Origin of the sequence: Collinsella sp. 1033st1_E11_1033SCRN_220408 (assembly GCF_039062465.1) — a bacterium.
Taxonomy (GTDB): Bacteria; Actinomycetota; Coriobacteriia; order Coriobacteriales; family Atopobiaceae; genus Parolsenella.
Genome location: NZ_JBCLNF010000004.1, coordinates 91,649 through 106,046, shown reverse-complemented (window position 1 = coordinate 106,046; position 14,398 = coordinate 91,649). Strand labels below are relative to the sequence as shown.

The 14,398-nt window shown below is 61.6% G+C and carries 13 protein-coding genes; 8 read left to right on the top strand and 5 right to left on the bottom strand.

Annotated elements, in window-relative coordinates; all coding sequences use genetic code 11:
- Positions 1-78 precede the first annotated feature (78 nt).
- Both ABCN07_RS05030 and ABCN07_RS05025 read left to right on the top strand, forming a co-directional pair.
- Positions 79-885 (top strand): HAD family hydrolase, encoded by an 807-nt coding sequence (locus ABCN07_RS05030; protein WP_343005665.1) that lies wholly within the window; start codon positions 79-81, stop codon positions 883-885.
- A gap of 454 nt (positions 886-1,339) precedes the next feature.
- Entirely contained in the window at positions 1,340-2,842 is a 1,503-nt protein-coding gene (locus ABCN07_RS05025; protein ID WP_343005664.1) for a PTS transporter subunit EIIC, read from the top strand.
- A gap of 178 nt (positions 2,843-3,020) precedes the next feature.
- Here ABCN07_RS05025 and ABCN07_RS05020 read toward each other — a convergent pair whose 3' ends face one another.
- The 3 genes from ABCN07_RS05020 to ABCN07_RS05010 all read right to left on the bottom strand — a co-directional run bounded on the left by ABCN07_RS05020 (position 3,021) and on the right by ABCN07_RS05010 (position 5,168).
- Positions 3,021-3,518 carry a PTS glucose transporter subunit IIA gene (locus tag ABCN07_RS05020; protein ID WP_343005663.1) on the bottom strand — a complete coding sequence of 166 codons (498 nt, stop codon included), beginning with the start codon at positions 3,516-3,518 and terminating at the stop codon, positions 3,021-3,023.
- Positions 3,519-3,747: 229 nt separating this feature from the next.
- Positions 3,748-4,167 (bottom strand): RbsD/FucU domain-containing protein, encoded by a 420-nt coding sequence (locus ABCN07_RS05015; RefSeq protein WP_293814290.1) that lies wholly within the window; start codon positions 4,165-4,167, stop codon positions 3,748-3,750.
- 266 nt (positions 4,168-4,433) lie between these two features.
- On the bottom strand, positions 4,434-5,168 hold the full coding sequence (locus ABCN07_RS05010; protein ID WP_343005662.1) for a GntR family transcriptional regulator: 735 nt from the start codon (positions 5,166-5,168) through the stop codon (positions 4,434-4,436).
- A 200-nt stretch (positions 5,169-5,368) separates the two neighbouring features.
- On the opposite strand from ABCN07_RS05010, the gene nagA reads away from it, so the two are divergent.
- Both nagA and ABCN07_RS05000 read left to right on the top strand, forming a co-directional pair.
- On the top strand, positions 5,369-6,553 hold the full coding sequence (gene nagA / locus ABCN07_RS05005) for an N-acetylglucosamine-6-phosphate deacetylase (RefSeq protein ID WP_343005661.1): 1,185 nt from the start codon (positions 5,369-5,371) through the stop codon (positions 6,551-6,553).
- Between the two features lie 219 nt (positions 6,554-6,772).
- A complete protein-coding gene (locus ABCN07_RS05000) occupies positions 6,773-7,174 on the top strand; it encodes a PTS fructose transporter subunit IIA (protein ID WP_343005660.1) in 402 nt (133 codons plus the stop codon).
- On the opposite strand, the gene ABCN07_RS04995 is transcribed toward ABCN07_RS05000, so the two are convergent.
- A complete protein-coding gene (locus ABCN07_RS04995) occupies positions 7,171-7,851 on the bottom strand; it encodes an AroM family protein (RefSeq protein ID WP_293814286.1) in 681 nt (226 codons plus the stop codon). The genes ABCN07_RS05000 and ABCN07_RS04995 overlap by 4 nt on opposite strands.
- A gap of 99 nt (positions 7,852-7,950) precedes the next feature.
- Entirely contained in the window at positions 7,951-8,889 is a 939-nt protein-coding gene (locus tag ABCN07_RS04990; RefSeq protein WP_317284992.1) for a DUF1177 domain-containing protein, read from the bottom strand.
- 145 nt (positions 8,890-9,034) lie between these two features.
- Between ABCN07_RS04990 and ABCN07_RS04985 the strand changes: the two genes are divergently transcribed.
- From ABCN07_RS04985 to ABCN07_RS04970, 4 genes are all read left to right on the top strand, one after another.
- Positions 9,035-10,450, top strand: coding sequence for a C1 family peptidase (locus ABCN07_RS04985; protein WP_343005659.1), 1,416 nt, complete (start codon positions 9,035-9,037; stop codon positions 10,448-10,450).
- A 366-nt stretch (positions 10,451-10,816) separates the two neighbouring features.
- Complete coding sequence (locus ABCN07_RS04980) at positions 10,817-12,418, top strand: ABC transporter substrate-binding protein (RefSeq protein ID WP_343005658.1); 1,602 nt, start codon at positions 10,817-10,819, stop codon at positions 12,416-12,418.
- Between the two features lie 115 nt (positions 12,419-12,533).
- Positions 12,534-13,490, top strand: a complete 957-nt coding sequence (locus tag ABCN07_RS04975; protein ID WP_343005657.1) for an ABC transporter permease — start codon at positions 12,534-12,536, stop codon at positions 13,488-13,490.
- Complete coding sequence (locus ABCN07_RS04970; RefSeq protein ID WP_343005656.1) at positions 13,490-14,395, top strand: ABC transporter permease; 906 nt, start codon at positions 13,490-13,492, stop codon at positions 14,393-14,395. Before ABCN07_RS04975 ends, ABCN07_RS04970 begins: the two co-directional genes overlap by 1 nt.
- Positions 14,396-14,398: the final 3 nt, after the last annotated feature.

Here is a 14,398-nt window from a genome sequence, read left to right as displayed (position 1 = left end):
CGTGCGTCAATAGGACCGTATGGCCGGTGCGTTCCAGGGGATGGGGTGCGCCGGCCTTTTCTTTGAGGGGGTAGTTGAATGAGGCTCATTCTTGCAGATATCGACCGCACGATCATGCCCTTTGGCGATAGCGTGGTACCTACCCGCGTGCGCGAGGCGTTTAGGGCCGCCGCCGAGGCGGGCTGTGCCGTGGGTCCCTGCAGCGGGCGCGGCCGCGACTGGATCAGCATCTTGTTTGACGGGGACGAGCCCTGCTACCAGACGAGCATCGCCACGAACGGCCTACAGGTGAGCTATGGTGGCGAGCTCGTGCTCGAGCGCCATATCCCCGCCGAGCTGGTCGCACGCATGGCCGCCCTCACCGCCGAGGTGCCGCGTGCGGGTCTTGTCTGGTTTGATGGCGCTGCCCCGAAGGTCGTCGCGGGTGATATGGAGGACCTTAAGGTCGCGTTCCCGCGCTATGGGGCGTGCGGCGTCTACGAGCCGCTGCCTGGTCATGACGTGGTCAAGGCGAACGCCTTCGTCGCGGGCGACGACGCGGCTACGCGCGAGCTCGCGGAGCTTCTCACGAGGGAGATTCCGGAGCTTGACTTCGACGTGCCGCAGCAAGGCTTCGTCAATATCATGCCTGCGGGATGGAACAAGGGAGCCGCGGTGCTTTGGCTTGCGGATTACCTGGGTGTGGCGTCGCAGGACGTCTTCGTCTTTGGTGACGCGGAGAATGACCTCTCGATGCTACGTGCTGTGGAGAACTCCGTTGCCGTGGCGAATGCCACGCCCGAGGCCGCCGCTGCCGCGCGTTGGCACATCGGCGCCTGCGAGGACTTCGCCGTCGCCGACGCCGTCGAGGCCCTCGCCTCCGGTGACTTCCCCTTCACCAAGTAGCCGAAAGTTGACAAAGGGACCTGAAAAAGGGACTGTCCCTTTTTCAGGTTCTTTCTTACGTCCCCAGCTTGATATGTCAAGTGAGGCACTATGGGGGAAGTTCGGGCGATCCGTTGGTGCTTGTACCCAAATAATGCGAGAGCATTTTCTGACAACATTAAAAGCGCAGGTAGGCATGTGCGCAAACGGTAACTCATGACCCGATGTCGGCTCAAATCGACTCGACCAAATGATTACCGCTCAGCGAACAAATAGATACCGTTCGGCTGCGGATACGGGCAATTTGGAAATTCTGTGATAGCTTAATATACGGAGTTGGAGGGAGAGAGGGACTCCCACCACTCAAGTTCGCTTCCGCTTCTGGTTGGCTCGCGGAGGGCCAACCGATGAATTCGCGGGGACGCGTACGTATTGTTTGGAAAGCAGTACAAATGAAAGGTTGGAGGGATACCGAATGATGAAGTATCTCCAGAAGCTCGGCAAAGCGCTGATGCTTCCCGTCGCGGCGCTACCCGTCGCTGGCATCCTCATGGGCGTTGGCTATCTGCTCGCCCCCGGCGTCATGGGCGTTCCTGGCGCTGAGACCGCTGGTGCGGCCTACACCGTTGGTTTCCTGCTCGTCAAGGCGGGCGGCGCTCTTATCGACAACATGGCTTGGCTCTTCGCCATCGGCGCAGCCGTTGGCCTGGCTGACGATCATGACGGCACCGCCGGCCTCGCCGGCCTTGTTGCCTTCCTGATGATCCAGCAGCTCCTCAACCCGGCTGTCGTCGGTACCGTTCGCGGCATGGACGCTGACGCTCAGGCTGCCTGGCTCCTCACTGCCGAGGGCATCGCCTTCTCCAAGATCGCCGGCAACTGCTTCATCGGCATCCTCTCCGCCGTCATCGGTGGCACCATGTACAACAAGTTCAAGGACACCCGTCTCCCGGATTGGCTGGCCTTCTTCTCCGGCAAGCGCTGCGTCGCCATCATGACCGCGCTCGTCTCCATCCTCACCTCTGTTGTCCTGCTCTTCGTGTGGCCCATCATCTTTGACGGCCTCGTCGCGCTTGGCAACGGCGTCGCCGCTATGGGTGGCATCGGCGCTGGCATCTATGCCTTCCTGAACCGCCTCCTCATCCCGACCGGCCTGCACCACGCCCTCAACAACGTCTTCTGGTTCGACACCATCGGCCTCGGCGACCTTTCCCACTTCTGGGCCGGCGACGTCATGGGCCAGAACGGCGCCAACTGGAGCGTCGGCATGTACATGTCCGGCTTCTTCCCCTGCATGATGTTCGGCATCCCGGGTGCTGCCCTCGCCATGGTCAAGACCGCCAAGGACAAGAAGGCCGCCATCGGTCTGGTTCTCTCCGCCGCCATCTGCGCCTTTGTCTGCGGCGTCACCGAGCCGTTCGAGTTCGGCTTCATGTTCCTCTGCTTCCCGCTCTACGTCGTGTACGCCGCCCTGTACGGCATCTTCACGATAGTCGTCTACTACGTGAACTTCCGCGCGGGCTTCTGCTTCTCCGCTGGTGCGACTGACCTGCTCTTCTCCGCGAGCCTGCCCGCCGCTTCCAACACCTGGATGATCATCCCGCTGGGCATCGCCGCCTTCGTGGTCTTCTACGCGGTCTTCTACTTCGCTATCACGAAGTTCGACCTCAAGACCCCGGGCCGCGAGGATGTTTCCGAGGATGAGGCCAGCGTCGCTTCCGTTACCTCTGGCGACGACAAGTTCGCCGCTATCGCCGCTGGTGTCCTGGCTGCCGTGGGCGGCAAGGAGAACGTCAAGAACGTTGACTTCTGCGCCACGCGCCTCCGCTTCGAGGTCGCTGACTCCGCCAAGGTCGACGAGGCCGCCTGCAAGAAGGCCGGTGCCGTGGGTGTCATGATTCCTTCCAAGGAGTCCGCTCAGGTCATCATCGGCACGCAGGTCCAGGCCGTCTGCGACGAGCTCCAGAAGCTCATCTAGGACTGCTACCTGAAGCCGGAAGGCTGAAGTAACAGCATGAAGGGCCGTTCCCACTCCGCGGGGAACGGCCCTTTTCTTATTTCAGACACAAAACGAGGGCCCGCCGACATCGAGTCGACGGGCCCTCTGTACGAGTCAACGTGCTTTGCGCGGGCGCGCGCCCGCAGAATCGCGGAAGCTACTTCGTGACGCTCACCACGACATCGCCAACCTTGACGGTGCAGTTGGCGACGGGGGCGACCTCGGCGCACTCGGCGGTGTTGGTGATGATGACGAAGGTGGTGTCAGGGTGGCCCGCCTCGGCGACCTTCTCGCGCGAGAAGGTAAGGAGCTCCTGGCCGCAGGTGACGGAGTCGCCCTGGGCAACCTTGACGTCGAAGCCGTCACCCTTCATCTCGACGGTGTCGATGCCCACGTGAACCATGACCTCAACGCCGTTATCGGCGATGATGCCCACAGCGTGCGGCATGACGACGGAGACCTTGCCGGAGATGGGGGAGATGACGGTCGAGCTCGTGGGATTGATGGCACAGCCCTTGCCCATCATCTCGCTTCCAAAGACGGGCTCGTTGGTCTCAGAAAGTTGGACGAGTTCACCGTCGACGGGAGCAAGAATCTCAGTGACGTTGCTTGCCGGCTTGTCCTCGGACTTCTTGAAGCGATCGAACAGTCCCATCGTGTCTCCGTTCGCTGGGGGGAGTAAACATATACTTGATATTATAAGTTGGAAGCACGAGATCATTGCGCTTGCGTCGGCATGCGGTATGATTCGTCAGTTAACTGAAACGGGAAGGCAAGCGACTGGACTTGCCTTCCCGTTCTGCGTCAAATCGTGTGTGAAAATGTGCCAGAGTCCCGCCAAGCTTGAATTCCTGCTTGGATGGCGAAGACGCTATCTTCGCCGTCTACTTAACGACGCCCTTGCGGAGAAGGATGTTCGCGTAGGTGGCCTCCTCAGAGGTGGCCACGATGGCGTAGGTCTTGCGGGCGCGCTCGATGAAGGCGTCATGCTCCATGTGGGAGATCTTCACGTCGCCGGCGTGCTTCTTGATGATCTCGCGGTAGGTGGCCCAAATGGGAGGCTCCTCCGGAGTGGGCGATTCCATCATCGCGACGGGAGACTCGACGTAATCATCGAGCGGCATGAGCGTGAGGATGGAGTCGAGCAGCTCGGGTACGCCGAGACCGATGCAGCGGACGAGCAGGTTGCCACTCGAGGTGGCGGGATAGTTGCCGTCCGAGAGGACGATTTCATCGCCGTGGCCCATCTCCATCAGGACCTTCAGCAGGTCTGGCGAGACGTTCTTGGGGATTCCGTTGAGCATGGGTTGTCCCTTCTGCCGCGCGAGCGGCATGTCCGTTGGTTGGCCGTCAATTGGCAGCTGGTTAAGTTGTAACCACTTTGGACGGGGCCTACGCCAACGCTTCGGTGGACGCGCGCGATGGTTCGCAGGCGCGGGGGCGAGACGAGGTGCCCTGGTCGAGCCGAATACGCTAAGGGTGCCAGAGGGAGCGGGGGCGAGGTGGGACGCCCTAGTCGAGTGCGCTACGGGCACCGGAGCGAGCGGGGAGCGGGACGAGGTGGGGCGCCCTAGTCGAGTACGCTACGGGCGCCAGAGCGATCGAGCGAGGAGAACTTCAGTTTGAAGTAATCCCAGCGCACATAGGAGAGCGCGTCCTCGACAACCTCGCCCGTGGCGAGCGTCGTGATCTTGTGCTCGCGAACGACGGGCGTGTCGCCCTGGAGCTTGAGCGCCTCTGCCACCTCGAGTGGTGCGGGGAAGATGATGTCGTCCACCTCGACCGCGGCCTCGTCATTGAGCGAGATGCCGAAGTCCTCGCGGACCTTTCGGTAGATGGAGGAGTACTCCTGCGGCTCCGCGTCCTCCTTGATGAGGCGGCTCGCGATGTAGCTGCGCTGATAGACGATGGGGATGCCCTCGCAGCTACGGATGCGCATGATGCGCTGGTAGCCCTCCGTGGGGCCGAGGTGCATGGAACGGCGGACATCCGGATCCCCGCCGCGCTCGAACGACAGGACCTCGACGGTCTCTCGCTCGGTGTAACCCTTCCACGGCTCCATGTCGGTGAGTTCGACGAGGCGACGCTTGCGCGTGCGCGAGACGAACGTGCCCTTGCCCTGACTGCGCACAAGGTAACCCATGTTCACAAGCTCGCGGATGGCGCGGACGATGGTGATGGAGCTCACACCGTAACGCTCGATTAGCTCTGACTCGCTGTAGAAACGTTGGCCATTCTCGAACTTCTTGCTCTCAATCTCCTTGCGGAGGTCTTCCTTGATGAGCTCGTACTTGGGCGTGCGCATGTCTCACCTGCCATGGGGCTCAGCCTGTCGCAAAAGGCTGCCGTTTGCCGGGAAAATAGGGTAAAAGCCGTGCTAGTTAATTACTATACTAAGTATATGACAGGCGTACACAACAACTTAATCCCTCATCGTTGAACGGCTGCCAAATACCGTTTATCCGTAGCTCTGCTCTACGCATTTTCGCGTGAGAAGGGATTGCAATGGCTCCGTATCTTATCAAAGCTGACAAGTTCTTCCTGCCCGGCGGAGTTGCCCTGGGCGGTTACCTCAAGGTCGTTGATGGCAAGTTTGGCGCGTGGACCCCTGCTGCTTCCGAGGACGTCGAGATCCGTGACTTCACGGGTAGGTGGATCGCTCCCGGTATGGTAGACACGCACATCCACGGCTTCTTCGGCCACGCCACTATCGACGTTGATACTGATGGCATGGTCGAGGCGAGCGAGAACCTCGCGAAGTTTGGCACGACGAGCTGGCTGCCCACCACCTTCACCGATGGCGTCGAGCATATCGGCGAGTGCTGCGCGGCGATTGCCGAGGCCGCAAAGTCTTGCCAAGCTGGCTCCGGCCGTGCCCACATGCAGGGCATCTACCTCGAGGGTCCGTTCTTCACGATGAAGCACGTGGGAGCTCAGAACCCGGCGTTTCTCGTCGACCCCAGCTACGAGGTTTTCGCCGCCTGGCAGGAGCGCGCCGGTGGCATGATCCGCAAGAGCGCGCTCGCTCCCGAGAGGGACGGTTCCGTCGACTACATTGCCGCACTCGATGCCGAGGGCGTCGTGACCTGCATCGGCCATACGGATGCCACCTATGACGAGGCGCTCGCCGCAGTGAATGCTGGCGCGACCTGTTTCGTCCACACCTACAACGGCCAACGCGGCCTCCACCATCGCGATCCGGGCGTGGTGGGCTGCGCCATGTCGACGCCTGAGACCTATGCGGAGATCATCTGCGATGGCAAGCACGTGCGCACTGCCGCGATCGAGTCCCTGCTTCGCGCCAAGGGCTGGCAGCATACGGTGCTCATCACGGATTGCCTGGGCTGCGGTGGCCTTCCCGAGGGCAACTACATGAGCGGCGGCATGCCTGTCGTCCTCGCCGATGGCCTGTGTTACCTGCGCAATGAGGACGGTACGAGGGGCAACATCGCCGGTTCTGTGCTCACGCTCGCCAAGGGCGTGAAGAACATCGTGGATTGGGGCTTTGCGAGCGCTGACGAGGCGATTCGCATGGCGACGGAGGTCCCGGCTCGCTCCGCGCGCATCGACGACGTCTGCGGCTCGATCAAGCCTGGCCGCGACGCGGATTTCGTGGTCTTTGACCACGAGCTAAACCTATGCGAGACGTTCCTCGCGGGCGAGTCCGTGGGAGCCCCGATCGAGTATTAGCGGCGATGCGGTGACGCGGGGCGCGGCGAGGATGTGGACGACAGCTTGGAGACTGCCTGCGACCTCGCTGGTAGCACCCGTATCAATGCGGCTGCGATAACGCGCGTGTGCCGCTTCTGGAAACAGTACGTAACGAAACCTCCTGCGGGGCGCGTTGCGTGCTTTGATGGGACGAACTAATCGCCCGTCAGGCACGTGCTACCCCGCAGGAGGTTCTTCATGGTTGGATTCGTCCTCACTGGTCACGGAGAGTTCGCGCCTGGTCTCGCGAGCGCCCTCGACCTCTTTGCCGGTCCCCAGGAGAACTTTGACGTCGTGCCGTTTGACGTGAGGCGTGCCGGCGAGTATCCGCACCTCATCAGCGCCGCCATCGCTACTATGCGCGAGCGTACCGACGGCGTCCTCGTGATGTGCGATCTTATCGGCGGCACGCCGTATTACCAGTCGATGACGGCGTCCGCCACGATGCCGGACGTGCGTGTCGTTGCCGGCGCAAACCTCCCGATGGTCATCGAGACGGTCTTCACTCGCAACGCGGATGCGTCCGCCACGCCGGATTCGCTCGTGACCGTAGCGCTCGACGCCGGAAAGAGTGGCGTGGAGAGTCGCTTGATCTCCTAGCCGAGCAGCTCGGATACCACACTCGCGACGAGCGTGCGGGGGAGTAGCACGTCGAGGCCGCTCGCACGGCGCGCCGCGTCGCGCATGGCGAGCGTGAAGCCCATGCAGTCGAGGCAGAGGAACGCGTCGTCTGCGCCCTTGAGCGTGGCCGCGGCGCGCGTGACGCCGTCGATGCCCTGATAGGGGCTTGCGGAGACGATATCGACCTCGACGCCGCTCATGCTCCACCACTCACGCGCCTGCTCGATCTGCGACGGATCGGGCACCATGACGGCGACGCGGCGACCGCCGGCGAGCGCGCGGGCGTTCGAGTGCAGGAGAGGCTGCGGGAAGATGAGGGGAACCGTGTGACGGAGCTCCGGGAAGGAACCGGTGCAGAGCACGATGATGGCGCGGCAGCCGTCCGCCTCGGCCTGATCGATCTTTGCCTGGACGAGGGGGACGACCTTGTCTCCCGAGAAGGTGGCCTGGCGACCGTCGCTCATGCGCGAGACGAGGACCTCCTCGCCGGGTTCGGGCTTAAGCTCGCTCTCGACCTGCTCAAGCGTCATACCGTCAAGCGCGCCGTACTCGACGAGCTCGAGGTTGTCCGCAAGACGCTGGACGAGGTCGCAGGTCATGTCCGTGCGGGGACTCTGTCCCACCGTGATGCCTGCGATACGCGTATGACGTGCCATGATGCCTCCAAGAGAGTGATTGCCGAGACAGATTCGGGCTCGGCACATAGAAAGGCCCGCCGACGCTGGGTCGACGGGCCAAGTGATGCGTATGCCTGACTACTCGGACTTGCCGGGGGTCTGGAAGTGGCTCATATCGCCGTAGAGCTTCTGGAGACGGGCGAACTGCTCCTCGTCATAGAACTTGCAGGCGCCGGGGCCAAAGACCTTGGCGACCTCGACGGCGAAGCGGGCGGCCTCCTCCACGTCGGTACCGTGGGTGGCGCCGGTGGCGCAGCCGGCGACCATCTGCTCGGTCGCGATCGCGACGCCGACGACGGGGGCGTCGGTGGAGGTGGTGGGCTGAAGGATCGAGTTGAGGTGGTAGAGGTCATTGCCGTAGGGCGTGATGTCCTGCTGCGAGAGGGCGAAGACCAGCGGCATCTTGCCGGTGACGCGGGTCATGACGTCCATGAGGTCATTGGAGACGGACAGGATGTAGCCCATCTTGGTGGTGGGGGAGATGGCGATGCCGTTCACGTTGATGATGCGGTTGCCCTTGGTGGTGTCGATGGAGATGATGGCGTCCATGCGCTCGTCGACCTCCATGCGGTTCATGGTCGCCATGTCGATCGGGGAGTCCATGAAGGGAACCGGCTCGTGCGGGAGCGTCGGGGCGTCCGGGCAGATGTGGGTGGCAACGATGACGTCGCCCTCGAGGACGTCGCCGTTCTCGTGCATCTCGGCGAGCTTGAGGGCGGCGGTGAGGGCGGCGACGGCACCGTCACCGTCGGACACGGCGCCAATCATCTCGGGACGAGCGCCGCAGCCGCCGAGACGGCCGACGATGCCGAGCGTGGGGGCGGTGCCGCCGCAGGACTTGCCGTTGGAGCCGGGGATGAGGATCTTGATGCAGTCAGTGCCACCGCGGTCGCCACTGACGCGCTCGACGGTCACCTCGGTGATGCCGTGGCTGCGGATGAGCGCGGCGCACTCCTCACCGGAGGCCTGGGGCTTGTCGATGAGGTCATAGATGTCGAGCATCTGACGAAGAAGCATGGACGGTCGCCTTTCCTTAGAGATTATTCGCAACGCGCACCATCATACGGCAATAAACGCCTTACGTGTGCAAGCGCTATGCTAGTCAACCGATAAAGGGCGGGGGCGTTCGCGTCGTGCGGCGTCTTCATACAAGGAAGGATGCATGGGAACCGAGGAACTCGACTTCTCTACCGTCAATGAGCTCACGAATAACTTCGCGAGCGTGCGTGCCAACCGCGTGGCGCGCAACTCCGTCACCGCGCTCGGCGTGGTCGAGGCCAGCGTCGACCGCAGGCAGGCACGCAACTACCAGGACACCTTCGGCGTGTCGCTCAAGGCCGCCAAGACCGTGACCGGCCAGCGCCACTCGGGTCGCTGCTGGATGTTCTCGACGCTCAACGTCCTGCGCTCCAAGGTCCTCGCCAACCTCGACATCGATGACTTCGAGTTCTCCCAGAACTACGTGCAGTTCTATGACAAGCTCGAGCGTTGCAACTCCCGTCTCGAGTACGTGATCGACACCGCAGACCAGCCTTGGAACGACCGCGAGGTCACCCAGCTCATGCTCACCCCGGTCGATGACGGCGGCCAGTTCGTCTTCTGCTGCAACATCGTGAAGAAGTGGGGTGCCATCCCCAAGGCCCTCATGCCGGACACCGCCTGCAACAAGGACACCGCGCAGATGAACGCCCTGCTCACGACCCTCCTTCGTAAGGACGCCACGATCCTGCGCAAGATGGCTGCGAAGGGTGCCACGCTCGAGGAGCTTCGTGCCAAGAAGCAGGAGATGCTGCCCGAGTTCCACCAGATTCTTTGCTGCTGCCTGGGCGAGCCGCCCGTGACCTTCGACCTCGCGATTGAGGTGGGCGAGGGTGCCGACGTCGACGCCTCCAAGGTCGAGGAGGTCGTCTCCGCCAACGGCGGCGAGCCGCGACGCGTCCTACGTGATGCGGGCATCACCCCGGTCGAGTTTGTCGAGCGCTACGTGAAGCTTGACCTCTCGCAGTGCGTCGAGCTCGTCAACTTCCCGGGCGAGACCCGTCCCTACGAACACGCCTATGGCATCCGCTACTTCGATCCGGTTATCGGCGGTCAGCGCCTCCGCTTCCTCAACATGCCGATGGAGGACCTCGAGAACGCTGCCGTCGAGTCGCTCAAGGCAGGCGTCCCCGCCTTCATGATGTGCGCCGTCAACAAGAACCTCATGCGCAAGGACGAGGACTTCTCCGGCGTGCTCGCGCTCGATGGCATGGACCTCGACGGCACCTTTGGCGTTGACCTCTCCCAGACCAAGGCCGAGATGATCGATGACCGTGAGTGCGGCATGACGCACTGCATGGCCTTCCAGGGCGTCGAGCTGGGCGAGGACGGCAGGCCCGTCGCTTGGCGCGTCGAGAACAGCTGGGGCGACGACTTCGGCTTTGACGGCTACCTCGTCATGGACGCGGACTGGTTCCGCCTCTATGGCGGTGACGTCGTGGTGGAGCGCCGCTTCCTGCCGCAGCGCATCCTCGACCTCTGGGACACCCTGCCGCTCGAGGACGTTGCCTATTGGGATAACATGCTCGCGATCGGCTAAGGGCTTTAGGGCGGGAATTCCCCAAGGGCGACGTCGCCTCTAAGAGCCTTATTCACAGATGCGTGATGAACTGTCCGCAGGCGGTCAAACAGTAGTTTGCCGTCTGCGGCTTTTTTACAACCGTTCACTTCAAAATATACACTAATTAGAGACAATCATACGGTAAAATTGAAAGTTACTGCTACATCCAAAAGCAGTCCAGTATTTCGCCTAAGTAAACCATCGCGTATCGATAGCTCAACGTGATGCCGTTTCAGATATCTTTTATGAAGCGAATTGCATGGCTGGTAAGGAATTTGCAGTTTCCAGGCATATCCGCGTTTTTCAAGAGGGCGCTAGCGTCCTGATACCAAAATGGGAGGAACCATGTCTGACCTCAAGATTTCTCGTCGTTCGTTCGTCGGTGGTGTGTCCATCTTTGCGGCAGCGATGGCGGGTACCGCGCTCTCCGGCTGCAGCTCTGATGGCGGCTCGACTTCCACCGGTGCTGGCGCCGATGGCGGCACGCTCGTCGTTAGCCAGCCCTCCTCGCCCAAGTACCTCGACCCCATCAAGTACACGGGCGCCTATGAGGCCCAGATCATCTGGTGTGTGTGCGACACCCTCGTCGACTACAACATCGACCTCACCGAGATCGTTCCTCAGCTCGCCACCGATTGGAAGGTCTCCGACGACGGTCTCACCTACACCTTCACCATCCGTGATGATGCTAAGTTCCAGGCTGGCCAGTACCAGGAGGGCCGCGCCGTCGTCGCCGAGGACGTCAAGTACTCCCTCGAGCGCTCCGCGACTCAGTCCTCGATGAACCGCCTCGCCATGCTCGACCACTGCAACGTCGTCGATGACCACACGGTCGAGTGCGTGCTGAAGGCCCCTAACGCCTCGTTCCTCACCGCTCTTACGGATGCCGGCAACGTCATCATCCCGAAGGAAGAGGTCGAGGGCTGGGGCGATGCCTTCGGCGACCACCTCGTGGGCTCTGGTGCGTTCAAGCTCGACCAGTTCGTGAAGGACCAGCAGGCTGACATGTCCCGCTCTGATTGCTACTGGGGCGAGAAGCCGCACCTCGATGGCGTCACCATGAAGGTCGTTACCGACATGACCCAGTCGGCCAACGGTCTGGCCACGGGTGAGATCGACATCGCCACTTCGCTCACGGGCGAGGCCACCCAGACCATCAAGAACAATGACCAGCTCGTGCTGGACCAGAAGCCGGCACTTCACGTTGCCTACGTCTACATGAACCAGGTCAACGGCCCCACCGCCGACCAGAAGGTCCGCAAGGCCATTCTCATGGCTGTCAACCGCGATGACCTGGTCAAGGGTGTTTATCCCTATGGCGAGGCTACGACCGCCGTGCTGCCCCTGCCCAAGGATTCTTGGGGCTATGACGAGTCCGTCGAGGCTGACGTCCCGGCCTATGATCCCGAGGGTGCCAAGAAGCTCCTCGCCGAGGCTGGCTATCCGGACGGTCTCACCCTCAACATGTACATCTCCAACACCGAGGCTCGCGTGAAGATGGCCACCATCCTCCAGCAGACCCTCAAGGAGAACCTGAACATCGACCTTGTCATCAACCCGAGCGACTGGGGCACCTTCAGTGCCGCCGCCGCCTCCGGCAAGGCTGATCTGTACGGCATGAGCTGGTCCTGGTTCCCCGACCCCTACTTCTTCCTCAACAAGCTGTTCAGCTCCACGGAGATTGGCGCGCTTGGCAACGGTGCTGGCTTCAGCCACCCTGAGGTCGACGAGCTGCTCGACAAGGCCCTCGAGGTCACGGATCAGAACGAGCGTGCCAAGTACTACAAGGAGGCCCTGAAGACGATCGTCTCCTATGACCCGATGATCGTCTATGGCTCCGAGTACGTGAACACCGGCCTTACCAAGAAGGTTGAGGGCTTCCAGAGCCGCGCTGACAACAAGACGACCATCGTCTCCAGCGAGATCAACATCTCCAAGACGGCGTAATTTGAGCTATTCATTCAGTTAAGAATGATGGGGGCATGGCCCAGAGCCGTGCCCCCATCACATGGTTACGCGGGCACAAGGTCCCGCCAGACTCCGCTCAGGGGGTGTTGCAAAGGTGGCAAAGACAATCCTCAAAAGGATTCTCCAGACGATTCCGGTTCTGTTCGTAGTCGTCACCATCACCTTCGTCCTCACGCGCATGATTCCGGGCGATCCAGCGGCGCAGATGCTGGGTCCGCAGGCGTCACCCGATGCGATTGCGACGATGAGAGTAAAGATGGGCCTCGATGAGCCCATGCTGACGCAGTACATCAACTATTTGGTTGGTATCCTGCACGGCAATTTCGGCTATTCGTACTCCTACAGTGGTCCCGTCATGCCCATCATTCTGAGCAGACTTCCTTCCACGCTTTCGATCACCCTTACGGGCCTCGTGCTCGCGCTTCTCGTCGGCGTGCCCATTGGCGTCGTGTCCGCCGTGAGGCAGAACACCATCTTTGACTACGTCTTCATGGTGCTCGCCCTCGTTGGCGTGTCTATGCCTATTTTCTGGCTGGGCCTTATGCTCGTCCTCACCTTCTCGGTGAACCTCGGCTGGCTGCCCGCCATGGGCATGGGTGCGATGTCGAAGGGCGTCTGGGACGTCATTAGCCACATGATCCTGCCGTGCTTCTGCCTGGCGACGATCCCCGCGGCGACGTTTGCCCGCATCACGCGTTCGAGCATGCTCGAGACGATCAACGGCGAGTACATCAAGGCCCTCCGCGCCCGCGGCATCAAGGAGTCCAAGATCATCTGGAAGCACGCGCTCAAGAACGCGCTCCCGCCCATCGTGACCGTCTTGGGCCTTCAGCTTGCCAGCGCCTTCGCCGGCGCCATCCTGACGGAGACCATCTTCTCCTGGCCTGGCCTTGGCACGCTTATCGTCAACGCCGTCAACGGCCGTGACTACTCGCTCATTCAGGGCGTGGTCCTGTTCTCCGCCGTCGTCTTCGTCTTCGTTAACCTCGTTGTTGACATCGTCTACATGGTCATCAACCCCAAGGTCAATTTTGAGGGGGGTAGCAACTAATGGCAGATAACGCTACTGGCGCTAGCCTTTCTGACGAGGCAACGCTCAAGATGCTCGAGCGTGAGCGCAAGGCGAACAACGCCTGGCACAAGCTCGCTCGTAACAAGATGGCACTTGTGGGCCTTGCGATCGTCGTCGTGATGGTGATTCTCGCCGTCTTTGCGCCCCTGCTTGCTCCGTGTGATCCCAACGCCACGGATACCGGCAACATGTTTGTTGCTCCCGGAGTGGGAGGCCACCTGTTTGGCACTGACGCCTATGGCCGCGACCTTCTCTCCCGCGTGATCTATGGTGCGCGCATCTCGATCTTCATCGCCATCGGCGGCACCATCCTCGGTGCCATCGTCGGCATCCTGCTCGGCCTCGTCGCCGGCTTCTTCGGCGGCATCGTTGACTCTGTGATCATGCGTATCATGGACGGCATGATGGCGTTCCCGTTCATCCTGCTCTCCCTTATCCTCATGACCATCCTCGGTCAGGGCACCGTCAACGTGATCATCGCGATTGGCGTTGCCAACGTGCCTAACTTCGCTCGTGTCGTGCGCGGCCAGGTCCATGTCGTGAAGAACGAGGAGTACTGCAATGCCGAGCGCGTCATTGGCGCCAGCCCCGCTCGCATCCTCTTCAAGCACATCTTCGCCAATGCCATGAGCCCGGTCATCGTCTACTTCACGCTCAACATCGCCAGCGCGATCATCTCTGAGGCCGCGCTTTCCTTCCTCGGTCTTGGCATCCAGCCGCCCACCGCTTCTTGGGGCTCGATTCTTTCCGAGGGCAAGAGCTGCCTGCAGGGCGCTCCTCACATCGCCACGATTTCTGGCATGTTCATCCTCGTCACCGTTCTTGGCTTCAACCTGTTTGGTGACGGTATTCGTGACGTTCTCGACCCGAAGCAGAAGAGGTAGGCC